General features: G+C 58.3%; 21 protein-coding genes and 1 pseudogene. 12 read left to right on the top strand and 10 right to left on the bottom strand.

All coding sequences use genetic code 11. The features are described 5' to 3' along the window. Nucleotides 1-14 precede the first annotated feature (14 nt). From ACLEIV_RS02900 to ACLEIV_RS02935, 8 genes are all read left to right on the top strand, one after another. Nucleotides 15-257, top strand: a complete 243-nt coding sequence (locus ACLEIV_RS02900; protein ID WP_410455160.1) for a hypothetical protein — start codon at nt 15-17, stop codon at nt 255-257. Continuing rightward, nucleotides 254-505: a hypothetical protein gene (locus ACLEIV_RS02905; protein WP_410455161.1), complete on the top strand. Its 252-nt coding sequence runs from the start codon at nt 254-256 to the stop codon at nt 503-505. Before ACLEIV_RS02900 ends, ACLEIV_RS02905 begins: the two co-directional genes overlap by 4 nt. Beyond that, the gene (locus tag ACLEIV_RS02910) at nt 505-2,772 is read left to right on the top strand and encodes a replication endonuclease (RefSeq protein ID WP_410455162.1); all 2,268 of its coding nucleotides are present in this window, start codon (nt 505-507) and stop codon (nt 2,770-2,772) included. The genes ACLEIV_RS02905 and ACLEIV_RS02910 overlap by 1 nt, the downstream gene beginning before the upstream one ends. Further along, complete coding sequence (locus ACLEIV_RS02915) at nt 2,765-2,935, top strand: hypothetical protein (RefSeq protein WP_410455163.1); 171 nt, start codon at nt 2,765-2,767, stop codon at nt 2,933-2,935. The genes ACLEIV_RS02910 and ACLEIV_RS02915 overlap by 8 nt, the downstream gene beginning before the upstream one ends. 73 nt (nt 2,936-3,008) lie before the next feature. Further along, nucleotides 3,009-3,203, top strand: a complete 195-nt coding sequence (locus tag ACLEIV_RS02920; protein WP_410455164.1) for a hypothetical protein — start codon at nt 3,009-3,011, stop codon at nt 3,201-3,203. Next, the gene (locus ACLEIV_RS02925; RefSeq protein WP_410455165.1) at nt 3,203-3,718 is read left to right on the top strand and encodes a hypothetical protein; all 516 of its coding nucleotides are present in this window, start codon (nt 3,203-3,205) and stop codon (nt 3,716-3,718) included. The genes ACLEIV_RS02920 and ACLEIV_RS02925 overlap by 1 nt, the downstream gene beginning before the upstream one ends. After that, nucleotides 3,715-4,038, top strand: coding sequence for a hypothetical protein (locus ACLEIV_RS02930; protein WP_410455166.1), 324 nt, complete (start codon nt 3,715-3,717; stop codon nt 4,036-4,038). Before ACLEIV_RS02925 ends, ACLEIV_RS02930 begins: the two co-directional genes overlap by 4 nt. Nucleotides 4,039-4,063: 25 nt before the next feature. Next, nucleotides 4,064-4,279, top strand: a complete 216-nt coding sequence (locus tag ACLEIV_RS02935) for a hypothetical protein (RefSeq protein WP_410455167.1) — start codon at nt 4,064-4,066, stop codon at nt 4,277-4,279. On the opposite strand, the gene ACLEIV_RS02940 is transcribed toward ACLEIV_RS02935, so the two are convergent. After that, nucleotides 4,280-5,575, bottom strand: a complete 1,296-nt coding sequence (locus ACLEIV_RS02940) for a hypothetical protein (RefSeq protein ID WP_410455168.1) — start codon at nt 5,573-5,575, stop codon at nt 4,280-4,282. A 320-nt stretch (nt 5,576-5,895) separates the two neighbouring features. Here ACLEIV_RS02940 and ACLEIV_RS02945 point away from each other — a divergent pair, with 320 nt between their 5' ends. Continuing rightward, nucleotides 5,896-6,147 (top strand): YfhL family 4Fe-4S dicluster ferredoxin, encoded by a 252-nt coding sequence (locus tag ACLEIV_RS02945; protein ID WP_410455169.1) that lies wholly within the window; start codon nt 5,896-5,898, stop codon nt 6,145-6,147. A 5-nt stretch (nt 6,148-6,152) separates the two neighbouring features. Here the strand turns inward: ACLEIV_RS02945 and ACLEIV_RS02950 are convergent, their stop codons facing one another. Together ACLEIV_RS02950 and ACLEIV_RS02955 are read right to left on the bottom strand one after the other, a co-directional pair. After that, nucleotides 6,153-7,331: an MFS transporter gene (locus tag ACLEIV_RS02950; protein WP_410455170.1), complete on the bottom strand. Its 1,179-nt coding sequence runs from the start codon at nt 7,329-7,331 to the stop codon at nt 6,153-6,155. Between the two features lie 127 nt (nt 7,332-7,458). Beyond that, the gene (locus ACLEIV_RS02955; protein ID WP_410455171.1) at nt 7,459-7,953 is read right to left on the bottom strand and encodes an acyloxyacyl hydrolase; all 495 of its coding nucleotides are present in this window, start codon (nt 7,951-7,953) and stop codon (nt 7,459-7,461) included. A 206-nt stretch (nt 7,954-8,159) separates the two neighbouring features. Between ACLEIV_RS02955 and suhB the strand changes: the two genes are divergently transcribed. Further along, the gene (gene suhB, locus ACLEIV_RS02960; RefSeq protein WP_410455172.1) at nt 8,160-8,963 is read left to right on the top strand and encodes an inositol-1-monophosphatase; all 804 of its coding nucleotides are present in this window, start codon (nt 8,160-8,162) and stop codon (nt 8,961-8,963) included. A gap of 521 nt (nt 8,964-9,484) precedes the next feature. Here suhB and ACLEIV_RS02965 read toward each other — a convergent pair. From ACLEIV_RS02965 to ACLEIV_RS02980, 4 genes are all read right to left on the bottom strand, one after another. Beyond that, nucleotides 9,485-11,254, bottom strand: coding sequence for a DEAD/DEAH box helicase (locus tag ACLEIV_RS02965; protein ID WP_410455173.1), 1,770 nt, complete (start codon nt 11,252-11,254; stop codon nt 9,485-9,487). Between the two features lie 620 nt (nt 11,255-11,874). Further along, nucleotides 11,875-12,123 carry a GlsB/YeaQ/YmgE family stress response membrane protein gene (locus ACLEIV_RS02970; RefSeq protein WP_410455174.1) on the bottom strand — a complete coding sequence of 83 codons (249 nt, stop codon included), beginning with the start codon at nt 12,121-12,123 and terminating at the stop codon, nt 11,875-11,877. 123 nt (nt 12,124-12,246) lie between these two features. Continuing rightward, nucleotides 12,247-15,303 carry a D-2-hydroxyglutarate dehydrogenase YdiJ gene (gene ydiJ, locus ACLEIV_RS02975; RefSeq protein WP_410455175.1) on the bottom strand — a complete coding sequence of 1,019 codons (3,057 nt, stop codon included), beginning with the start codon at nt 15,301-15,303 and terminating at the stop codon, nt 12,247-12,249. A 132-nt stretch (nt 15,304-15,435) separates the two neighbouring features. Then, nucleotides 15,436-16,233, bottom strand: a complete 798-nt coding sequence (locus ACLEIV_RS02980) for a helix-turn-helix transcriptional regulator (protein WP_410455176.1) — start codon at nt 16,231-16,233, stop codon at nt 15,436-15,438. A gap of 130 nt (nt 16,234-16,363) precedes the next feature. Here ACLEIV_RS02980 and tyrS point away from each other — a divergent pair, with 130 nt between their 5' ends. Continuing rightward, nucleotides 16,364-17,692: a tyrosine--tRNA ligase gene (tyrS, locus tag ACLEIV_RS02985; RefSeq protein ID WP_410455177.1), complete on the top strand. Its 1,329-nt coding sequence runs from the start codon at nt 16,364-16,366 to the stop codon at nt 17,690-17,692. 71 nt (nt 17,693-17,763) lie between these two features. Here the strand turns inward: tyrS and rluF are convergent, their stop codons facing one another. From rluF to ACLEIV_RS03000, 3 genes and pseudogenes are all read right to left on the bottom strand, one after another. After that, a complete protein-coding gene (gene rluF, locus ACLEIV_RS02990; protein WP_410455178.1) occupies nt 17,764-18,666 on the bottom strand; it encodes a 23S rRNA pseudouridine(2604) synthase RluF in 903 nt (300 codons plus the stop codon). 123 nt (nt 18,667-18,789) lie between these two features. Then, entirely contained in the window at nt 18,790-19,260 is a 471-nt protein-coding gene (locus tag ACLEIV_RS02995; RefSeq protein WP_410455179.1) for a methyltransferase family protein, read from the bottom strand. Nucleotides 19,261-19,493: 233 nt separating this feature from the next. Continuing rightward, a pseudogene (locus ACLEIV_RS03000) lies at nt 19,494-21,167 on the bottom strand (SulP family inorganic anion transporter); the annotation flags it as partial. A gap of 284 nt (nt 21,168-21,451) precedes the next feature. On the opposite strand from ACLEIV_RS03000, the gene ACLEIV_RS03005 reads away from it, so the two are divergent. Beyond that, complete coding sequence (locus ACLEIV_RS03005; protein ID WP_410455180.1) at nt 21,452-22,456, top strand: response regulator; 1,005 nt, start codon at nt 21,452-21,454, stop codon at nt 22,454-22,456. Nucleotides 22,457-22,459 lie beyond the last annotated feature (3 nt).

Raw genomic sequence — 22,459 nt, forward strand, 5'->3', positions numbered from 1 at the left:
GGAGCAAACACATTATGCAACAGATCACTCTTATTCGCCAGATGGCCAATGAGCATCTGGCCGAGTTTAACCGGCTGGCCTGCAAAGGCCTGGCTGCCGGCACCGAGCTGCAAACCGAATGCGCACTCGAAACCCTGGCCGAACTGGCCCACCGCAGCGGCTTTGACGAGCTTTACCAGCAAATCACCAATCGCCAGCACAAGCTGGAGCTGCACACCGTGCTGGCCCCCATTACTACCCGTGGGGGTGAGGCATGAGCGATATTCTCCACCCGCGTGCTCACCTGCGCCTGCACTGGCGTCAGGCCAAGGCCGACTTTTGGCGGCAGTGGCAGCCCTGCTTTGAGCAAGGCGAAGACCACACCCGCCTGATGATCACCTTGGGCACCATTCGCAGCCTCTACTGGCAGTCACTCGGTCAGGGCGTGCTGGCCATCGCTCGCACCATTGGCAACTGGTGGCGCAAGGTCGCCCCGCTGCACCAACTGGGCGAGGTGGTACTGTGATGAGCGCTATGAACTATCCGGAACTGCAGCAAGATGCGGCGGCATTCTTCGCCCCGCCAGAAAAAGAAGCCGGTAAAAAAGTCGCCGGCACCCGGGTTAAAGAGCAGCTGTTTACTGAGCATTACCAGCGCGAAAGCCTGCGCTGGGCCGCCGAGTTGCTTAGCCAAATTGAAGATCATGCCGCCAGCGCCCTGTTCTATCAGTACCAGCGCCGCCTCAGCAAAGGCGGCAAGCATCGCAGTGCCAACATTTGGTTGCGCAAATCGGTAGAACAAATTCAGTTGCACGCCGCCCGCTTTCCGCTGCCGTTGCGCCAGGTGGCCAACGAGCTGGGCCGCGCCAATATCGCCCGCGAGTGGGCCGATCACGTGATGGCCATCGTCAACGAGCTGACCAATGGGTTGACCGCGCCCGCCCCGGCGTCGCTGATCCTCGAGCGTGCCATGGAACCCGCCAACAGGTGGGGCTTTTCGCCGTTATTGCCCGACCTGACCAAAGAGATCACCGACCAGCACATCGACATGGCGGTGGCCGCCGTGGCACGCCTGCAGGATGCCGAATGGTGGCTGCGCCAAATCACCAAGGCATGGCGCCGTTATGCCGAGCATGTGGCCATTCTGGTGGGCCGGGTACGCAAGGGCGTTAGCGCTTATGTGTCTCACTCTGCCCTGCAGGACTATCGCGCCCGCAAAGACGCCGCCGCCCAGTGGCTGCAAACCATGTATGCCATTAACCCCGAGTTGGAGCTGGAAATTCCGCTGGCCGAGGCGGTGGCGTCCAGCATCTCTAACCCCGATATCCGCCGGCACGAGCTTATGGCACGTTCAAGCGGCTTTGAAGACCTGGCCGAAGAACAGGGCTTTGTAGGCGAATTCTACACCTGGACCGCCCCCAGCAAGTACCACGCCTGGACCATAGGCCGCAACAAAAAGGCGGTGGCCAACCCCCGCTATCAGGGCTGTACCCCACGCGACACCCAGCAGTACCTGTGTGGCCAGTGGGCCAAAGCCCGCGCCAAGCTGGCCCGCCTGGGCGTGCGGGTGTTCGGTTTCAGGGTGGTAGAGCCGCATCACGACGCCACCCCGCACTGGCACCTGTTGCTGTTTGTTCACCCCAGCCAGCTGCGCCTGCTGCGCTCCACCCTGCGCAAGTACGCCATCGAACATCATCGGGAAGAGCTGGGCCGCAAGGGTTACCGCGCCCGGTTCGACTGGAAGACTATGGATCCTGCCCTTGGTAGCGCCACCGGCTACATCGCCAAGTACATTGCCAAAAATATCGACGGCCACAAGGTAGGCATAGACGAAGAGTCAGGAGAAAGCGCCACAAGCTCGGTATCCGCCGTAGTCGCTTGGGCAAGCCTGTGGGGCATCCGTCAGTTTCAACAGGTGGGCGGCCCGTCTGTCAGCGTGTGGCGCGAGCTGCGCCGACTGCGCGAAGCCACCCAAAACCCAATCCTCGAAGCCGCCCGCCGCGCCGCCGACCTGGGTAAGTGGGCCGACTTCGCCAACGCCATGGGCGGCATTCACCTGCAGCGCAAAGACCACTGCATCAAGCTGCAGCACCTGGTCAACGAAGCCGCCAGCAAGTACGGCGAAGACGTCAAAAAACTCACCGGCCTGCGCACCATCAACATTACCACCAGCGTGAACGGTGTGGTCTCCGGCGTCATGTTTGGCATCACCGAAGCCACCACCCGCCACCAGGGTTGGGAGTTGTCTCGGGTTGGTCTGGGCGAGCGTAGCGAGTTGCCTTTAAGCGGCGGCAGCCAGCGCCCTTGGAGTTCTGACAATAACTGTACGGAACGATCAGTTTTGGCAGAAAAGGATCCCTTGAGTCACGAAATGGCAATGCTCGGGCTCAGCGACTTCGACCGTGGCCGGTTGGAAGCCGGGGCCACTGTGGTGATAGACGGCCTGTATGTGCGCTTGCGCAATGGCCAGCTGATCACCAGCACCGAACGCCCGGGCCTGCATAAAGAAAAGGCCTCTGATATGGCCTTTGAACCCGGCGAGTCAGTCGCCAGCCAGTGGCGCCGCCGCATAGTGGGCGAACTGCTCGGCGGCCAGACGCCGGTGGATGAGTTTTTTGATGCGGTACCGGATGACCAGATGGGCCTGGTGATACGCCAAACCGACACCGCACTGCAGAAAGAGCGCCGCGAGCGCCCCGAGTCCTTCAAGTCAGAGCCGCTGCTGGTGATGCTGCAGCAAATGATTGATGACCTTATCGACGATCACGAGTTCAGGGAGACATACCTTGGCTAAATCAAATCAGTATCGAATAACCCAGCATGCGGTGCAGCGCTATCAGCAACGCCGTTGCCGGCACCCGTTTCACATGACCGCTGATATTGGCCGCGCCCGGCCCGCCACCAAAGGCCGCCTGCGCAAAGTAGGCCGCTGGCCCCGCAGTGGTCAGCGCCTCTGATAACGCCGGACAACTTCGCCTTTGTGACCGCCGGCGCCGTGATCATCACCTGCTTTTCACTGGGGAGCTGAACATGGGACAGACCACCCCCGAGTGGGAAGCGGCCGAGGCACAGAAGCGAGCCGAGTGCCTGGAACGACACCACGAATGCAAACGCTGGCTCGCTACCCGTGACCGGTCACGAATTACCGCATGGCTGAACAGCCTGGATGTCGACTATCGCGAGCAGTGCCGGGCCACCCTGAACAGAATGATGGAGAAAGACTGATGAGCATCAACATAAAAATAAACGACAAGTACACCGTCACCAGTGACAGCCGCCAGTTCATCCTGAACCAGGTGGCAATCCGGGGCGGAAAATCAAAAGAAGCTGGCGAGACCTACTTAAAGCCGGTGGGTTACTTTCACTGCATTGACGGCCTGACCCGAGGTCTGATGCGGCGGTCGCTGAAAGAATCGGACGCCGAAACGCTGGAACAGTGCAAGCAAATTCTGGTCGACACCGGAGCCGCCTGCCTGCGGGCATTCAAAGACGGCATGAAGCCGATGGCCTTTGTCGGCTTCGACCCCGGCGAAGGCATGAGCGAAGAAGAAAGGCACCGCATCGAGAAGGCGCTGGAAGAATCAAGGCGGCATTTATTTGTTGCTGAAAGAGCAATAGAAAAACAAGAAATGTGCATGACTGCCGAAGGGCATCCTTGCCGTGGTTGCCCGGACTGCGGAGCTGTTATGGGTGATGCCACCTATCAAGAAATGGAGCAGGCACTCAAGGGGGAAATGTGACCCCCACCCAACGCAAACAAAAGAGCCGCGCCGCCGCCAAGGCGGCCGGTATTGTCCGGGTCGAAGTGGGCCTGGGCATTAACGAGTCCAACCGGTTAGACGAGTTATGCAACATTCGGGGCGGCGTGCGCGGCCCCTACTCTGCCGATGAATACCTGACGCTGCTCATTCATCGCGACTGGCAGCGACTGCAGGGCCAACTGGCAGAACTAGGAAGCTGCGCCCACTGTGGCGACTCGCTGCCCGAGGGCTGCAAGGGATTGTTTAAAGGGGCCAGCAGCTGCTGGCATACGACCGAAGCCAAAGCATTAGAGCTGTGACCGGTCACAAAGATAAGGAGCCGACATGCAACAACAAGAACAGATGAACATCGATACTCTGTTAACTCCGGATCAGGTCTGCGCGCTGCTGGGTGGCGTTACCACCAAGACGCTGCGCGAATGGAACAACACCCATCGGCACCGAGAGGTACTGGCCCCGATCCGGTTTACTCAAAAGCTGGTGCGCTACGAGCGCCGCAACGTACTGGCATTTATTGAGCGGTGCCGCAGCACCTATTAATTAACCCAACCGTTTACGCTGAAGCGCCACCTGAGCCAGAATGCTGATTTCATGAGCTTCAAAGGCCTGGCGCTTCAGTGCCATTTCTTCCTGCAAAATCTCATCAGAAAAGTCGTAGTGCTCGGCCATGGGGTCGGCACTCTTGTCGGAATGGTGCAGACACAGCTGACTGATCTCCCGCGTATCAGAACGGGAGTATCCCCGGGCTCGCATCTGGGCAATGATGTTGCTCTTGAGAAACTTCCGGCACATGGTGTTGAACGCTCCGGCCCGCCCTTTAATGGTGCCGTCGTGACGAATACCTTTTACCGCATCTTCCGGACTGTGGGTTTTTACAAGCTTATCGAGTGAGCGTTTGGCGAACGGCTCCGATGGCTTGCGCGGCTGCAGAAACACATAGTCCTGGTTGCAGGTTACGGCCGCATCACGCCATGCCGCCTGCTCTTGCAGTATGGTCTTCATTGCAGCGGTAACCGGCAGCCGAAATTCCTTCTGAGTCTTCATTGCCCCCCGCATCCCTATCACCCCGGCCGGATAGACAATTTCGTCCAGGTTAGCGCTGACATATTCCCACCTGAGATTGCACACGTTAACCGGGCGTACCCCACTCAGGATCATGAAGCGAACGGCATTCTTCTGATGCACCGACGTGCAAGCTGCCACATTCATCCATAGCCTGGCGATTGACTCGATATCGGTAAACAGACGGGTCGGCGTGGGCCGCTGCACTCGGGAGGATACATAATCATCCGGCACACTGGCCGCCACGTTTCTGCCATTGCAGAACTGTGGCGCGGCAAACTTCCATATACGGCGTAACTCCGCGAACAGCTCCAGGGCATGGTTGTTGGATTTGGTGGCTATCCAGTTATCCAGCACGGCAATGATCTGCTGATAACCAACCTCGCCAAATACATCCCGGTCACCAAACGCCTGCCGTACCTGGGCGGTGCGGCAAAGGTAAGTCTTGTAACTGCCTTCGCTCAGCTTCTGCCGGCTGACCTTGGCTGAAAGATCCTGCTCATACAGCTCCACCACAGCACGTACCGACTCGGCCCGAAGGCCACCAGACGCCATGGCGTGGGCATTTTCACGGGCTATGGGTAAAGACAGCTCCGGCCACTCGCCCAGTTTTCTGCCTTTTAATTCCATACTTTTGGGGAATTCAGCGTAAAATGTCACCTTTCCGGCTTTGCTGAAATCAAGGCGTAAAAAGTTGGCCCGCTCGTACTTCGAGCGCCGAGCCTTGCCCGAGTGGGCGAGAATGGTTTTGGCGGCGGTAACACAGATTCGCATGTGTGTGCCTGAGTAAGGTGGCTTGCAAGACTCCCACCGTTCCAGGGCGGTGATAAACTCAGCATCATCGGGTGTTTCTGGCTGATGTGTTGCGGTGCTTTTCATTGGGGATCCTTATCCGGTGCCTGATTGCGCACAAAGCTCACACATCGGATTTTTTACAGCGGCAAAAAAGACCGTGTGTTGCTGTTTTGTGTTGCTAACATCAGTTTATCACTGTTTCTTTAACTGTATAAAGATACAGTAAGTGCGGAATGGTGCGGCAAGAGAAAGCCAGATAAGACAATGAATTTTAAAGAGAATGAGGTTAAACCACTGATATGGCGCTACTAATCAAAGACACCTGCATTAATTGCGACATGTGTGAACCGGAATGTCCGAACGGCGCCATTACCTTTGGTGCGGAAATTTACGAGATAGAACCGGATCTGTGCACAGAATGTGTGGGCCATTACGACAAGCCCACCTGCATCAGCGTCTGCCCCATCGACTGCATTATCGATCACCCCGAACACAGGGAAACCGAAGAGCAGCTGTGGGACAAATATGTGTTGCTGCATCATCAGGGCTGAATGACTTAAACCCCGGGCTCCGGCAAGGCATCCGAGCTGGGGAGCAACAGCCAGACCACCAGTCCGGCAAAGGCCAGCAGCAGGCCGCCCAGCACCGACTGGTTCATTTGCGGCAGGGCCCCCTGCACCAGCAGAAAGACACCGCCGCCCAGGTTGGAGCTGCCGCCAAGCAAGGCGCCTGCGGTTCCGCTGTGCTGCGGGAACGGCGCCACCGCCTTGGAGGTAGCCACCGGAAACAGAATACCGGCACCGGCAAAATAAAAGCTGCCCCCCAGCACCAGCCCCGCCACGCTCAGATCGGGTTTGAAGGCGGACGCCAGCACTAGGCTCGCGCCCAGCAGCAACGCCACCGTGGATATCCACTGCAAGCGCAGAATCGACCAGCTTGTCGCCTTGACAGACGCCAGCATGGCGCCGGCAAAATACAGCGGCAGTGGCAGAATGAACAACAGGCTGATTTCGGTGCTGGTAAGCCCGCTCTGTTGACTGACCAGCACACCGAATACCGCCTCATAGAGAATCACGCCGGCGAAGGCGGCCATCAGCATGCCGAGCTGGCGGCAAAAGGCGTTGTTGTGCAACACGTGCTGATAGGCCGGCAGCATCGGCTGGGCATGACGACGAGCCTCCGGCAGGGTTTCCCGAAACCAGAACACCATGACCAGGGTGACCAAGAGGCCCACCGCCAGCAGAAACTGATACATGGACTGCCAGCCGAAGTGCAGGTTGAGATAGCCACCGATCAGCGGGGCCAGCAGGGGGGCCAGCATGATGCCCATGGACACATAACCGTTGTAGCGTACCAGATCCGAGCCTTCGAACTTGTCCCGCATCAGGCTGCGGCACAGGCTGCCCGCCGCCGCCGTGCCGGCGCCCTGAATAAAGCTGCCGAGCAGCAACATCGGAAACACCGGCCAGGCCAGAATAAGCGCCGAGCCCAGCACATAGACGGAGAGCCCGATCAGCAGCACGGGGCGACGGCCAAAACGGTCCGAGAGGGGGCCATAGATAAACTGAAATAACCCATAGGGGATCAGGTAAAAAGCCATCACCAGCGGCAGGCTGTCGCCGGATACCTGCAATGCCGCCGCCATATCGCCCATGGCGGGCACATAAAGGGTTTGGGTCATCTGACCCGAGGCCACCATTAACACCGTGAGTAATACCAGGGACAGGCCTGACATGGCCGCGCGCTCCAAAAAATGCCCGAAGGGCTGGCTGTGATTTGGATCGCATCATAATCAACAGATAGATGAACTGGCAATAGCGATCAGGGCGACCTTTTGTAATAGCCAGACCCAGATTTTCTAATCAGAAATCATAACGATAAACAAGATTCCAGGTGCTTATTCCATCGTTGGGCTCCTTGATGCCACCATTGGACAGATGCCAGCCTTCAAACGCCAGACTATGGTGCGCTACCGCCACGCCAATACCGGCCCGACTGCTGAACTGAAACTGGCTCGAGAGATCGTTCGGCCCGAGTCGGGTGTCGCTTATCCAGGCCGGCCCCACACCGGCAAGCAGGAAGGGAGCCCAGCCGCCATTGTGCCCGAAACGATAATGCAGCATCGGTACCAGGCTGAATTGCAGCAGATCATCGTCACCGGACTCCCAGTGACTGCCATTGACACCGATACCGTACCACAAGTACCCGGGTCCCAGTTCCCGCCAGGTTTGCCTCCAATCAAGGCCCAGATGGTAAGAACGGGCACCATATCCGCCACCACCGCCCAGCATCAGGTTGCTTTCGGCGCAAACCGGCACCGATAACATCAACAAGGCCAACAGACTCTGTTTGTTCATGAGCTTTCTCCCGGTGACAACCTGATTTAACAGTAGCTGTTTTATGTCCTGAACCGGGATAAACGAATCGGAGGCAATGGTTCTGATTGCGTCGAAATTATCGATGTCCGCTCGACGGATGGGCATTTAGTCCTTGCCTGGTTCCGGTTCACGGGTATAATACGCCGCTCAAATTTCGTTCTTTAACATCAAGTGGGTTCACTCATATGCATCCGATGCTGAATATTGCGGTGCGCGCTGCGCGCAACGCCGGTCAAGTTATCGTCAAGGGTTTTGCCAACCCGGATAACACAGAAGCACGCCAAAAGGGCCAGAACGATTTTGTTACCAATGTCGATCTGGACGCGGAAAACGCCATCGTCAATACCATCCGCAAGTCTTACCCGGAGCATACGATTATCGGCGAAGAGTGCGGTGAGCTGACCGGCAGCAATCCGGATTACCAATGGATTGTCGACCCGCTTGATGGCACTGCCAATTTTGTAAAAGGCATTCCCCACTTCGCGGTATCTATCGCGCTGCGCGTCAAGGGCCGCACCGAGCAGGCCGTGGTGTACGATCCCATTCGTGACGAACTGTTCACCGCCAGCCGCGGTGCCGGTGCTCAGCTGAACGGTTACCGTATCCGTACCGGCAAGGCCAAGGATCTGAACAACACCGTACTGGCCACCGGCTTCCCGTTTAAGCAGAAGCACCAGGCCGATGCCTATCTGGCCATGTTCAAGGACATGTTCGTTCAGTGCTCCGATATCCGTCGTGCCGGTGCCGCCAGCCTGGATCTGGTCTATGTGGCCGCCGGTCGCGTTGATGGTTACTGGGAACTGGGCCTCAAGCCCTGGGATTTTGCCGCCGGCAGCCTGATCGCCCGCGAAGCCGGTGCCATTGTGACCGATTTCGTCGGTGGCCATAACTATGAGCGTAACGGCAACATCGTTTGTGCCAACCCCAAGGTGTTGAAAACCATGCTCTCCACCATTCGCGAGCATCTGCCGGAATCCCTGGCCCACTGATGTAAAAACGCGATATAAAGCCCCGCCCCAGCGGGGCTTTTTTGTGTCTGACGTTTATAGGGGGTCGCTTCGACAAGCTCTGCCAGACGCCGCCTCGCCCCCTGCTCCCCCGACGCTATTGCCGGTACATAGGGGGTTCAGGGGCAGCTCGTATGATCTGCAGGATCGCCGTCGTGGGTATTGCTGCTGCGCGACGCCAGCCAACTGAAGTGACAACGACAACAACTGTAATACCTGCCAGTCTCGCAGGAGCGATTTCAATCGACCGATGCACTTTCAACCAACGCCTTAAACCGGTGCTTGTAGACGCCCATTTATGCGGCGCTACCCTGACGGTACATGAGGCTGCAGCAACAAAATCACAAGCCTGGCCATCTCACAGAGTCACCCGGGTGCGACGCTACTGGTCGAATAAATTCGCCCCTACGAGACCCAGCATCCGTTGACGCCGCTTTTTCCCGGACAACAAAAAGGCCTGCCGGTTACCCGGCAGGCCTTTTAATCGCGGTATGAAGCGGTGATTAACCGTTCAGACGCTTGTCGTTACGACGCGGTGAACGTGGCTTGCGATCGTCGTTGGGACGGAAGCTGCGACGGGGCACAGGGCCGCCTTCGTACTTGGCCAGGTTCAGCGGACGCTGACAAACGCGTACGTTCTGCAGTACTTTCTGCACATCGGCGGTCATGCCTTCCGGCAGATCAACGGTCGAGAAATCGTCGTGAATCTGGATCTGACCGATGAAACGGGATTCCAGATCCGCCTCGTTGGCGATGGCACCAACCAGGTGACCCGGCTTGACGCCATGGACCCGGCCCACGTCTACGCGGAAGGTTTCCATCACCACGCCGGACACATCGTCACGGCCGCCGCGGGGAGTACGCGGACGTTCGGTACGCTCGCCACGCTCACGGTTTTCACGCACATCGGGACGACGAGCGGCCTGAGGACGGTCTTCCATGAACAAGGGACGGTCGCCTTGCAGCAGACGGGCCAGACCGGCGGCCAGCTGGCTGCTGTCCATACCTTCGGCCTGCAGCGACTCAACCATTTCGACGAAAGGTGCCAGTGACTTTTCATCGGCTTCCACGCTGACACGCAGACGAGTCTTGAAGCGCTCGGCACGGATCTTGTTGATTTCATCGGCAGACGGCATCTGCATTTCTTCGATCGGCTGACGGGTATGACGTTCCAGGTTGTACAGACCGCGCTTTTCACGACCGGTTACAAACAGGATGGCATCACCTTCACGACCGGCACGACCGGTACGACCAATACGGTGTACGTAAGACTCGTTGTCGTGCGGCATGTCGAAGTTGACCACATGGCTGATGCGCTCAACATCCAGACCACGGGCAACTACGTCGGTAGCCACCAGGATGTTCAAACGACCGTTCTTCAGACGCTCAATCACCTTTTCACGCAGTTTCTGCGGAATATCGCCGTGCAGCGCTTCACAGGCGTGACCTTCGCGACTCATCATGTCCGCCAGATCTTCGGCATCTTTACGAGTACGCACGAATACCAGCATGGCATCCATGTCTTCGGTCTCAACCAGACGGCACAGGCCTTCGTGCTTGTTCATGCCACGCACGAACCAGTAACGCTGACGAATGCTGGAGTTGGTACGGGTCTTGTTTTCGATCCGCACTTCTTTCGGATTTTTCAGGTATTTTTGCGCAACACGCTGAATGGCCGGCGGCATGGTAGCCGAGAACAGGGCAATCTGACGGGTGGCCGGAGTTTGCTCCAGGATCCACTCAACGTCGTCGATAAAGCCCATGCGCAGCATTTCATCTGCCTCGTCCAGTACCAGTGCTTTCAGGTTGTCCAGCTTCAGGGTGCCACGACGCATGTGGTCCATTACCCGGCCCGGGGTACCGACCACGATGTCGACGCCACGCTTCAGGGCGCGAATTTGCGAGTCATATGCCTGGCCACCATAGATGGAGAGGATACGGATGTCTTTGCGGTACTTGGCGTAGCCTTCGAAAGACTCGGCAACCTGGATGGCCAGCTCGCGGGTCGGCGCCAGTACCAGTACCTGCGGGGTAGCATTGCCACCGGTGATGGTGCTCAGCAGCGGCAAGGCGAATGCCGCTGTTTTACCGGTACCGGTTTGTGCCAGACCCAGTACGTCCTGACCACTTAACAGAGTAGGAATCGCGGCAGCCTGAATTGCAGAAGGCGTCACATAACCGGCATCGGTCAGTGCTTTTAAGACTTCAGGAGCCAGACCCAGTTCGGTGAAAGCAGGTGCATTAGCGGCAGGTACAATAGAAGTATTTGTCATTTAACAGTTCCGAATTAATAGAATGTCGGCGGACTGATACAGTAAAAGGCCAGGGACAACCCATGCTCACCAAAGGTGAGGGCTTCCCTTTACAGAGTGTGTTTAACACTAAGATTCACAAGGCTAATCTGGCCATTTTTGTCTCAACACCGCCATGGTTAACTGCCTGATAAAAACCAGTCAGTCTTTCTCATCATGGATGTCGATCTGCCAGACTTGTGTCGTCGCGCCCAAATGAAGGGGACGTGCGGATCCTCGAGGGATTCGCGTCGTGTGGCGCGGACGTGATTTGCGTTAACCTCCAGACCAACGCAATATAACCCGCTTCAACGCACATATTTTGGCAGCTACTAAAACCCAGGGTTCTGGTAAATGCATCTGATGCATCACCACGTAGCATGCCGAATAGGCGGGTTATTACGATGCTCAAGCAACACATTACAGCTTAAATATCGTGACCCACATCACAAAAGGTCATGCCCAACTGGGCTGAGGGCGCATTCTCTGCTAATTGAGGTAGATTGTCCAGCACTAATTAAAGCCGAACGACGGCTTGAAGCCGTAAGCCGGAGCAACGGGCATCGTCTGGAGTCTGCGCCCTGAATGGCGTTACTGGCGGCTTATAGCTTTGTTCGTCTGATTTTTCCCACGATGAAAATCAGCAGGACGGCGCCGATGACCGACATGATCAGGGAGCCGATGACGCCGGTGGCCGCCAGCCCCAGCAGACGGAACAGAACGCCACCGAGAAAGCCGCCCACCAGGCCGACCAGAATGTTGCCCAGCAGGCCGAAGCCCCGCCCCTTCATCAGATTGCCGGCGATCCAGCCCGCCAGACCACCGATAATCAAACCCAGTATCAGACCCATTATTTCTCCTTTATTCTGTATTTTATGATCGCAGGGTCGATTTCAATCGACCAATGGCATGGCACCTCTGTTAGGCGGCCGAATACTCTTACCTAAAATAAGTCGACCCTACGAGTTCCTGATTCAAGCCAGCAAGCTTAGCAGCGCCTGCACCGGATGCTTGATGCCTTGTCCTTCGATGCGCTTGACCTGGCTGCGGCAGGAAAAACCGGTGGCCATGCAGCGATCGCGCGGCAGCTTGTTCATCGGCCCGGCCCAGCTCATGCCATACAGCTGTCTGGAGCCTTCTGCATGCTCCCGCTCATGGCCATAGGTGCCGGCCATACCGCAGCAACCCACGGATACCGGCTCCAGCCTGGCGCCAAGGTGGGCAAAGATCCGGCTCCAGTCCTGATGGGTGGCCGGCAAGGCGGTCTTCTCGGTGCAATGGGCAAACAGATACCAGGGCTCGCCATCCGGCGTTCTGACCGGCAGCCGCTCCAGCTGTTGCAGCAGCCATTCCTGCGGCAGCAGCACCTCGAAGTTGCCCCGGGCCGTCCCCAGAACCTTGGTGTATTCGTCCCGGTAACACAGCACCAGCGATGGGTCGACCCCCACCAGCGGAATGCCGAGCCGGGCCAGATGGTTGAGGAACTGGGCGCTGTCGGCAGCCATGGCGGCGAAGCGACGCAGGAAGCCCTTGACGTGGGCCGGCTTGCCATTGGGTTTGAACGGCAGCACCACAGGATTGAAGCCGAGTGCGGTAGCCAGTTGCACCAGATCGTACACCACCCTGGCGTCGTAGAAGGAAGTGAACGGGTCCTGCACTATCAGCAGGGTTTTCGCCTTCTGCTCGTCGCCGAGTGCCTGCAGCTCGGCCATGTCGAAACGCGCCGCCGGCCCGGTTGCCAGCAAGTTCTGCAGGCTGGGATCACTCACCTTGGGCATATCCACCATACCCAGCAGCGAGCTGGCGCCACGCTGCACCCATTTGTTGCCCATCAGCGGGTTGACCAGCTTGGGTGCCTTCGCCATCCATGGGGTGTAGCTTTCGACCCAGGACACCATGTAATCCTTGGGCGGACGCTGGTAGCGCTGGTGATACAGCTGCAAGAAACGGGCACGGAAGGTAGGTACATCCACCTTGATCGGGCACTGGCTGGAGCAGGCCTTGCAAGCCAGACAACCGTCCATTGCCTCTTTGACCTCGTGGGAGAAGTCGTATTCGCCACGGCTTTTCTGCCAGGTAAATTTCACCCGCTCTACCAGCCCCTTGACGCTGGCGCCGCGGCTCATTACCGCCGCTTCTTCGGCCATGGGATCGAAGCCCTGGGCCGACAACTGGCGCAGCCATTCGCGTACCAGACCGGCCCGGCCCTTGGGCGAATGGCGACGGTCTGCGGTCAGCTTCATCGAGGGGCACATGGGCGAGCGCACATCGAAGTCGAAACACAGGCCATTGCCGTTGCAGTCCATCGGCTGGGTAAAGCCCTCACGCACATTGACCGGAATCTGCCGGTCATAGAAGCCGCGCTTGGTGGCGTCGACCGACACCAATTGATCCAGGCTGTCGAGCGGGGTGCAAATCTTGCCGGGATTGAGCCGGTTGAAGGGATCAAAGGCCGATTTGATGCGGCGCAACTCGGTAAACAGCATTTCGCCAAAGAAGGTCGGGCTGTACTCCGAACGATAACCCTTGCCGTGCTCGCCCCACATGAGGCCGCCGTATTTGGCGGTGAGCGCGTTCACCTGATCGGAGATTTTGCGCAGCATCACTTCCTGCTCGGGATCCGTCATGTCGAGTGCCGGGCGTACATGCAGCACCCCCGCGTCCACATGACCGAACATGCCGTATTGCAGGCCGTGTTCATCCAGCAGGGTACGGAATTCGACAATATAGTCGGCCAAATTTTCGGGCGGCACCGCGGTATCTTCCACGAAGGCGATCGGCTTCTTGCGTCCCTTGGTGTTGCCGAGCAGCCCCACCGCCTTCTTGCGCATGGCATAGATGCGGTTGAGCGAGGCCAGATCATCACATACCTGATAGCCGATGATGCCCGCCTCTCCTCGCTCGATCAGGCCATCGAGCCGGGCACAGAGTGCCTCGACCTTCTCGCGCTGGGCGTCCCCGTCCTGATCCGCGTATTCCACCATGTTGAGGCCGTCCATCACCTTGCCCGGCACGTCCTGAATGAGATCGCTCACCGAATGCCAGATGATGTCTTCCCGCGCCAGCCCCAATACCCTTGAGTCCACGGTTTCCACCGACAGCGCCCTGGCCTCCACCATCAAGGGTGCATTGCGCAGCGCCGACTGAAAGCTGTCGTACTTGACGTTGACCAGGGTGCGATAGGTCGGGATCGGAGTCAGATCGAGCCAGGCTTCGGCAATAAAGGCCAGCGAGCCTTCTGAGCCGCACAGGATGCGGGTCAGATCCAGGGTATGACTGGCCTTGTCGTAGACATGTTTGAGATCATAACCGGTGAGAAAGCGATTCAGCTTGGGGAAGCGCCGCTCTATTTCACCGGCGTTGTCGGTAACGCTGTGATAGACGCAGCGATAGAGCTCCGCTTCCCGGCTGTCTTCTTCCAGCTTCCTGTCCAGCGCCTCGCCGGAGACGGGGCCGGTTTCTATGATGGTGCCGTCCACCAGTACGGCGGTGACGCCCAACACATGATCCGAGGTTTTGCCGTAGACCAGCGAGCCCTGACCGGAGGCATCGGTGTTGATCATGCCACCCAGGGTCGCCCGGTTGCTGGTCGACAGGTCCGGGGAAAAGAAGAGGTCGTGCGGCGCCACCAGCTGATTGAGCCGATCCTTGACCATGCCGGTCTGTACCCGCACCCGGCGACCATCCACATCAATCTTGAGCAACTGATGCATGTGCCGTGACAAGTCCACAACGATGTTGTCGTTCAGCGATTGGCCGTTGGTGCCGGTGCCCCCGCCTCGGGGCGCAAACCTGATGTCCTGATAGGCGGTTTTGGCCGCCAGGCCCAGCATGACCACCAGATCCTGCGTAGAACGGGGAAACACCACCGCCTGGGGAAGACTCTGATAGACGCTGTTGTCGGTGGCCACCGACAGCCGACTGGCATAACTGCGTTCAATATCGCCACGAAAGCCGCTCTCGGCCAGTGCATCGAGAAAAGCAAAATAGGTAGGGGTTATCTGCTGCTGCAGATCTATCCTTGGGATCATAACGGCCTGTTCCCTGTTATTCGTTAAATACGCCCGGAGTGGCGGCCAGTATACACTCCGCAACAAGGGGCCACTAGTACGGGGACCCACCACAACCCCGAGATGTGAACTCATCCCCCTCGAATTTCACTCCTAACCGTCGGTGATCAAGTGATTAATAAAAAAGGCAAACAGCGCCGCCCGGGAGTCCAGTCCCAGCTTGGCATATAGATGTTTACGGTGGTTCTTGACCGTGCCCGCTCCTATGCCCAGCTCGCCGGCGATGGCGTCATTATCCAGACCTTGCACCAACAATACCGCCACCTGCCGCTCGCGCCGGGTCAGCCGGCTCTGGCCCAGGCTGGCCAGCGCCAGCTCGACCCTGGCCCGCATATCGGTCTGCTCCGGCGGGGCCTGTGCCATGGCGCCGCATCCTTTGGGCCAGTGCTGACGACAAAGAGCACCGAGCACCGGTAGCAGCCGACGCAGCCGGGCCTGCTCTTCCCGGTCGAAAGGACGCGGGGCCAGTCGGCCGAGAAACAGCGTCAGCCACTGTCCTGCTCTCAGCGCCACCACCAGCCCCAGCTCTTCCTGCCAGCCGGTGGCATCATAAAAACCGGCCATATAATGTGGGCCCATGCCCTGCTCCGCCACCAGGGAGCGTAGCGAATAGACACCTTCATCCAGGCCACTACTCAGCGCCCGGTAGAAGGGATCGTCGGCGTAGACGCCGCTCAAATACTGCTGAAACAGCAACTCGCGCCGATGGCGCAGGTTGTCGTACAGGTAAATGGCCGGCCCTCCGGAACGATAGCCCAGCATCAGGGTGCAGTCGGCGACTACCCTGGTGGCGACCAGTGCCGCCAGCCGGCGCGGAAAGGCAACCGTGCCCAGGGCGGAAATCACCTGCGCCAGTGCCTGTTCGTACTCTTGCTGATCCGATTCGGACATAAGTTCCGGCCTTTGCTCGAGCTGATGGTTGCATGAAAGGGTTATTATCCCGAACTATCCTAAAAAGGACATAGAAAAGGAGCCTTCGCCTGGGTCAGGATGAGACTTTGTTTGATAGCAAGAGTCCATTATGGCTGATTTACAAGACCCCCGGTTACACGCATCCCATACTCACAACCCGTTACTGCAGGAGCTGGAGCAGCGGGGCCTGATCGCCCAGCAATCGGACGCCGGCATCCTCGCCGCTCACCTCAACGAGCAACACCGGGTGATTTATTGCGGCTTCGATCCCACCGCCGGCAGCCTGCATATTGGTCATCTGGTGCCGCTGCTGATGCTGCGCCGGTTCCGAGACGCCGGTCACAAGGTGGTGGCACTGATTGGCGGTGCCACCGGCATGATTGGCGACCCCAGTTTCAAGGCCAGCGAACGCAGCCTCAACGACGCCACCACCGTCACCGCCTGGGTAAACGAGCTGAAACTGCAGATAGGCCAATTGCTCGATGCCGAAAATGACCATGAGCGGGTACTATTACTCGACAACGCCGACTGGATGAGCCAGCTGGATCTGTTCGGTTTCTTGCGGGACATAGGTAAACACTTTTCCGTGAACGCCATGATCGCCAGGGAGTCGGTCAAACAACGGCTGGCCCGCCCCGATCAGGGGTTGTCGTTCACCGAATTTGCCTATTCCCTGCTGCAGTCCTACGACTTTGCGGTGCTGAACCGGGAACAGGGCTGCACCCTGCAGATTGGCGGCAACGATCAGTGGGGCAACATCACCAGTGGCATCGATCTCGCCCGTCGGCTCAATCAACAACAGGTATTCGGGCTGACCTTGCCGCTGATCACCAAGGCCGATGGCACCAAGTTCGGCAAGACCGAAACCGGCACCGTCTGGCTGGATCCGACCAGAACCTCACCCTATGCCTTTTACCAATTCTGGCTTAATACCAGCGATGCGGATGTGTACCGCTTCTTACGTTACTACAGCCTGCGGTCGGTGGAGGACATCGACGCCATAGAGCATATCGACCGGGCCACAGGTGGCCGTCCCGAGGCCCAGCGCCTGTTGGCTCGCGAGCTGACGATGCTGGTACATGGCGAACAGGCGCTGGCCGGTGCCGAGCGCATCAGTCAGGCGTTGTTCTCTGGTGATTTCAGCCGCTTGAGTCTGGACGAGTTTGAGCAGCTGGAGCTGGATGGCATACCCCTGACCCGGATTGAAGCCGCCGGACAGCCGGCCTCGGACGTCTTGCCCGCCCTGAGCCAATTGCTGGTCAGTTGCGGTCTGGCTGGCTCGCTGCGCCAGGCCCGGGAGCTGATAGCCAACGGCGCCATCGCGGTCAACGGCGATGCGGCCACCGCCGACACGACCGAATTGTCGCTGCTGCAGCAGCGCTACCTGGTATTACGCAGGGGCAAGAAGCACTTCCACCTGATCCGGTTTGGCGATTAACAGGCGGCGAACACGGCACCGCTTGAATGGACTCTCCCCTACAAAAGCGCCGGTGCCGTACCTTTCAGATGTTAACGCCCGGTCTTTTTACCGCCGGTGCGGGTTCCGGGCCGGGAGCCCGATCGCGAGTCAGGCCGGGTAGCGCCGGTCGAACCTGACCGTCGATTGCGTCCGCGACTGGCCGCCGGCTTGTCCTTGATGCGGGGCCCCTGACGGGCGGCTTTGGGCTGCTCGAGCCTGGATGCTTCTTCGGTTTTGCTGGAATCGCCGATCATGCTGTTGATCAGCGCCAACTCCTGGGAGCTGACTTCTCGCCACTGGCCGGACTTCAGCCCCCCCAGCTCGATATTCATGATCCGCACCCGTCTGAGACTGGTGACGCTGAAGCCCAGATATTCGGCCATGCGGCGGATCTGCCGGTTCAGACCCTGGGTCAGGATGATGTTGATGGTCTTGGGGCCGACTTTTCTGACCTTGCAGGGCCTGGTCACGGTATCGAGAATCGGCACCCCGGCGCTCATGCGGGCGACAAAGTCGTCGGTGATCGGCTTGTCCATCGAGACGATATATTCTTTCTCGTGGGCGTTGCCGGCCCGCAGTATCTTGTTGACGATATCACCGTCGTTGGTCAGCAGGATCAGGCCGCAAGAGGGCTTGTCGAGCCGACCGATGGGAAAGATCCGCGCCTTGTAGTTGACCGCATCGACGATGTTTTCCGGAATGGCCCTGTCGGTGGTGCAGGTAATGCCAATCGGCTTGTTGTAGACCAGATACACCGCCTTCGGCTTGGCCCGCAGCGGTTTGCCGTTGACGGTTATCCTGTCGGCGTCGCTGACCTTGACACCCATGCCGGCCACGTCTCCGTTGACGGTGACCCGTCCCTGCTCGATCAGCCGGTCGGCTTCACGCCGGGAGCAGATGCCGGTTTCGCTGATGAATTTATTGAGGCGGGTAGCGCCGTTGTCTTCGCTCATGGGGCCGATACTCTCTCCCTATGGCCTGCAGCAACCGGCATGAATAAACCGGTTCGGGCAGGTTGGATGATGAAAAGCGGCCAGTGTAGAGTTGCCTGCAGAGGCTCGCAAGCCTTAATCGGCCTAAAGCCAGCGCCGGACCCGGCTACAGTAGTCGAGATAATCGGCACCAAACTTTGCCGCCAGCGCCCGTTCTTCCGCTCCTATCTGCACCCGGTTCATGTAACCGACAAACAGCGGCAGCCACAACAGGCTGAGACCATTACCCAGCCAGACAGCCCAGGCCAGCAACAGCAAGAGATCACCCAGATAAACGGGATTGCGCGAATAACGAAAAATACCGCCGGTCACCAGACGGCGGGTCCTGCCGGGATTGAACGGCAGCACGGTAGTCCGGGCCCGGTGCAACTGCCCTACCGCCAGCAGCATCAACGCCAGCCCGGTCAGTGTGACCAGAATGGCGATCCCCTGCTGCCCGAAGAAAGAGATGCTCCATTGCGTCGCCTGCTGCTCGGTCAACCACATCATTATTGCCGCCAGCGTCACCACTCCGGGTGGCGGCAACCACAAGAGTCGATTCTGCCCTGAGGTCATCGGGGAAAATCCCGCGGATTGAAGGCCGCCGTCGGCAGTTCCACCGGCTCATCGACCTGCGCTTCCAGTATGGTCATGACGGGATCCGGCGCTGTCATCTGCATCTTCAAGTCGGAATCCGTAGACTCCGGCTGCATCTTCAATATGGTACTGGTGGCGGCCTTATTTTCCTCAGACTCGTCAGCTGCCTCTGTCTCTGCGTTGGTGCCGGCGGACTGCGAAGCCCAATGATGACGGGTAATGCGCAGGGCCTGATAGAGATCGGGATACACCAGAATGCCTTCCTCCCCCACCCGGATACCCGCCTGTTTCAACCAGTGCGTCATTTGCCCCCGGCGTCCGGCCATCACCATATGCACACCCCGTCGTTTCAGTTCCTTATAGAGCTCGCCCACCATGCTCATCACACTGATGTCCTGATGGGTAAAGCAGGAAACCGCATCGATGATCAGACACTTGGGAGGATGGGCTTCGCCACCCAGCAACAACAAGACGCGTCGTTTGAAATAGGCGGCGTTGAAATAGGTCAGCGGTGAGTTGAAGCGGTAAATCAGCACCCCGGTAATGGCCTTGACCTCTTCGTTATGGCCCAGAGTATGCACCACCCCTTCATCGTTCATGCCCATCAGTTGATCGGTCGGGCGCATGACATTACGCAAGAACTGGAACAGGCCCAGCAGCACCGCCAGGGTAATACCGGGGATCACCCCCATAAACAGCACGCTGGCAAAGGTAATCCAGGCCAGCCAGAAGGCCGAGCTGTCCGAATGGCGCAACGCCCACAGCCCTTTGAAGTCGGTCAGCGACAACGACGCCATGATCAGAACCACACCCAGGGCGGCGGTGGGAATGTACTGCAGCGGCGCGGTCAGAAAAAAGGTCACTACCGCAATCACCAGCGCCGCCACAACAGAAACCAGCTGACTCTTGCCGCCGTTGGCGTCATTCACCGCCGTGCGCGAGTCGGCGCCGCTGATGGCAAACCCCTGGGACACCGCCGACGCCAGGTTGGCAAAACCCAGCGCCCGGAATTCCTTGTCGGCATCGATATCATAGCCGTTCTTGGTGGCGAAGCTGCGGGCGGTCAGCATCATGGATACGAAGCTCACCATGGCGAGGTTAAGCGCCGGCAGCACCAGCTCCCGTATCAGGCCGGGGGGGAATTCGGGGATCTGCAGTTGGGGGACTCCACCGCTCAGGGTGCCGACCACCGCCACCCCGAATCGTGATGGTTCCAGTCCCCACAACAGGGTGGCGGCGACAGCCAGGCCCAGCAGGGAGCTGGGCCACTGGGGCCGAAAGCGCCGACTCAGCAACATCACCACCAGTGTCAGCACGCTGATGCTCAGGGTCGCGGTATGGATGTGAGACACATAATCGGGTGCCGCCAATAATCGCTCGATCAGGCCGGTCTCGGCGAAGCTGAAGCCGAATACACTGGACAGCTGGCCGACGATAATGGTGATGGCCACCCCGTTCAATAACCCCATCAGAATGGGCCGGGATAAAAAGTCGGCTAACACCCCCAGCTTTAACCGGCTGGCAATCAGACACCAGAAGCCGGTCATGGCGGTCATGGTCATCACCAGTTGCCAATGGCGGATAGGATCTCCCGCCGCCAGCGGCGTCACCACGGCGGCAATCACAGCACAGGTAGCGGCATCGGGGCCGATGATCAGCTGGCGGGATGAACCGAACAGGGCATAGGAAATCATCGGCAGAATACAGGAGTAGAGCCCCACCACGGCACCGACGCCTGTCAGCTCCGCATAGGCAATCGCCACCGGCAGTGCCACCGCCGCCACCGAGACACCGGCTCGAACATCCGGCAATAACCAGGCCCGCTGGTAGCCCAGCAGGGTAGCCAGACCCGGCATCCATCGTCCCAGAGAGAAAAATTCGCTCATTTATCAACCAATTGTAATTATCTGTCTATTGTCCATTATAGGGTGAGACGCCTCTAGAATGCCTGAATACCCACCAAAATGAGGTTTCGCTCACCCACCATCAAACCATTGCGTATCGAGGAAGGCACCCTGTTGATTCTGGAGCCAGAGTTCTAAATATAAGCAGATACTTAATGTAATTGGCTATGTATGAGTTAACTGTTAACCAGCCTTAAAGTGTGGTTGAATAAACTTTTTTCGGCTCCCCTCGTCGACATTCTATCTATCGGTACAGGCTCTACGGCATGACAATCCGCATTCTGATTTGTGACGATTCCGCTCTGGCACGCAAACAAATCGCAAACACTCTGCCACAGGGCTGGACCAATCAAATCCAGTTTGCCAATAATGGCACAGAGGCCCTTGACCTGCTGCGTGTTCAGGGCGCCGATGTGCTGTTTCTCGATCTCAACATGCCGGTACTGGATGGTTATGGCGTACTGGAAGCGATCAAATTGCAGGATCTGCCCGTCATAACGGTGGTGGTCTCGGGCGACATCCAGCCCCTGGCTCGTCAGCGGGTCAAGACCCTGGGCGCCATCGGTTTCATCAAAAAGCCCATCAACTCCGATGAGCTGATGCAGCTGTTATCTCAATATGGCCTCAATCCGCTACATACAGGCGCCCAGCCAATTCGGCGCGAGGCCTTGCCCACGCTGACATTGTCACTGCAGGATTATCTGCAGGAGATGGCCAACATCGCCATGGGGCAAGCCTCGAACCTGCTGGCCCGATTGCTGAATGTGTTTATTCAACAGCCCATCCCGAAAGTGGCCATGATCGCCCGCAGCGAGCTCAGCATGGCTATCTCGGCGGTGGAAGGCAACAGCCATTATTCCGCCGTTTGTCAGGGTTTTGTCGGTGCCGGTGTCTCTGGCGAAGCGCTACTGCTGTTTTCCGACTCCAGCATAGAGGCAATGGCTCGTCTGCTGCACTATGATGAACCCGGCACCACGGCACCGGATATGGAAATTCTGATGGACATGTCGAGCATACTGTTTGGCGCCTTTCTCCAGGGATTGGGTGATCAGCTCGATATCCACTTTGGGCTGGATCAGCCGTCCATACTCGGGCAGCACCAGCAGCTTGAGGCTTTGCTCGAGCATCACCGCCAACAGCCCGAACAACTATTGTGCATCGAGATACCTTACGAACTGGAACAGCAACATATTTCCTGCAATCTTCTGGTGCTGCTGACAGAAGACTCGGTTACCCGACTGGAACAACGGTTGTCTTATCTGACGGAGTAAAGG

Source organism: Oceanisphaera submarina (assembly GCF_046521305.1).
GTDB classification, from domain to species: Bacteria; Pseudomonadota; Gammaproteobacteria; order Enterobacterales; family Aeromonadaceae; genus Oceanimonas; species Oceanimonas submarina.

Excerpts from the sequence above, each read along its gene's own strand:
- ACLEIV_RS02900 (WP_410455160.1), top strand. The coding sequence starts at position 15 with ATGCAACAGATCACTCTTATTCGCCAGATGGCCAATGAGCATCTGGCC.
- ACLEIV_RS02905 (WP_410455161.1), top strand. The coding sequence starts at position 254 with ATGAGCGATATTCTCCACCCGCGTGCTCACCTGCGCCTGCACTGGCGT.
- ACLEIV_RS02910 (WP_410455162.1), top strand. The coding sequence starts at position 505 with ATGAGCGCTATGAACTATCCGGAACTGCAGCAAGATGCGGCGGCATTC.
- ACLEIV_RS02920 (WP_410455164.1), top strand. The coding sequence starts at position 3,009 with ATGGGACAGACCACCCCCGAGTGGGAAGCGGCCGAGGCACAGAAGCGA.
- ACLEIV_RS02925 (WP_410455165.1), top strand. The coding sequence starts at position 3,203 with ATGAGCATCAACATAAAAATAAACGACAAGTACACCGTCACCAGTGAC.
- ACLEIV_RS02935 (WP_410455167.1), top strand. The coding sequence starts at position 4,064 with ATGCAACAACAAGAACAGATGAACATCGATACTCTGTTAACTCCGGAT.
- ACLEIV_RS02940 (WP_410455168.1), bottom strand. The coding sequence starts at position 5,575 with ATGCGAATCTGTGTTACCGCCGCCAAAACCATTCTCGCCCACTCGGGC.
- ACLEIV_RS02945 (WP_410455169.1), top strand. The coding sequence starts at position 5,896 with ATGGCGCTACTAATCAAAGACACCTGCATTAATTGCGACATGTGTGAA.
- ACLEIV_RS02950 (WP_410455170.1), bottom strand. The coding sequence starts at position 7,331 with ATGTCAGGCCTGTCCCTGGTATTACTCACGGTGTTAATGGTGGCCTCG.
- ACLEIV_RS02955 (WP_410455171.1), bottom strand. The coding sequence starts at position 7,953 with ATGAACAAACAGAGTCTGTTGGCCTTGTTGATGTTATCGGTGCCGGTT.
- suhB (WP_410455172.1), top strand. The coding sequence starts at position 8,160 with ATGCATCCGATGCTGAATATTGCGGTGCGCGCTGCGCGCAACGCCGGT.
- ACLEIV_RS02965 (WP_410455173.1), bottom strand. The coding sequence starts at position 11,254 with ATGACAAATACTTCTATTGTACCTGCCGCTAATGCACCTGCTTTCACC.
- ACLEIV_RS02970 (WP_410455174.1), bottom strand. The coding sequence starts at position 12,123 with ATGGGTCTGATACTGGGTTTGATTATCGGTGGTCTGGCGGGCTGGATC.
- ydiJ (WP_410455175.1), bottom strand. The coding sequence starts at position 15,303 with ATGATCCCAAGGATAGATCTGCAGCAGCAGATAACCCCTACCTATTTT.
- ACLEIV_RS02980 (WP_410455176.1), bottom strand. The coding sequence starts at position 16,233 with ATGTCCGAATCGGATCAGCAAGAGTACGAACAGGCACTGGCGCAGGTG.
- tyrS (WP_410455177.1), top strand. The coding sequence starts at position 16,364 with ATGGCTGATTTACAAGACCCCCGGTTACACGCATCCCATACTCACAAC.
- rluF (WP_410455178.1), bottom strand. The coding sequence starts at position 18,666 with ATGAGCGAAGACAACGGCGCTACCCGCCTCAATAAATTCATCAGCGAA.
- ACLEIV_RS02995 (WP_410455179.1), bottom strand. The coding sequence starts at position 19,260 with ATGACCTCAGGGCAGAATCGACTCTTGTGGTTGCCGCCACCCGGAGTG.
- ACLEIV_RS03005 (WP_410455180.1), top strand. The coding sequence starts at position 21,452 with ATGACAATCCGCATTCTGATTTGTGACGATTCCGCTCTGGCACGCAAA.